Origin of the sequence: Halomonas sp. ND22Bw (assembly GCF_003011945.1) — a bacterium.
Lineage (GTDB): Bacteria > Pseudomonadota > Gammaproteobacteria > Pseudomonadales > Halomonadaceae > Halomonas > Halomonas halophila.
In genome coordinates this window covers 1-247 of the sequence record NZ_PXWD01001486.1, presented here as the reverse complement: position 1 = coordinate 247, position 247 = coordinate 1, and the positions used below count along the sequence as shown (strand labels likewise).

Here is a 247-nt window from a genome sequence, read left to right as displayed (position 1 = left end):
CATCGCTTCCAGCCGGCGGATGTTCTTGGGCAGGAAATAATCCTGCGTCATCGCGCGCAATTCCAGGTGCCGCGCGCCGTCGATCGTCACCAGCGATTCGACGCCCGCCTCCAGCCCGAAGAACTGGCGGTTCATCTCCTCCACCTCGATCGGCATCAGCGTGTTGCGCGGGCCGGCGTTGAAGATGTCCGCGCGCCGCTCCACCTCGCGAATGTGCGCGTGACGGGTCAGCACCCAGAAGGGCCGG

At 66.0% G+C, this 247-nt stretch carries 1 protein-coding gene; it reads right to left on the bottom strand.

Annotation, left to right across the window (positions count from 1 at the left end; all coding sequences use genetic code 11):
* A partial coding sequence (locus CVH10_RS26295; protein ID WP_219925051.1) for a hypothetical protein occupies positions 1-247 on the bottom strand: 247 nt, incomplete at both ends.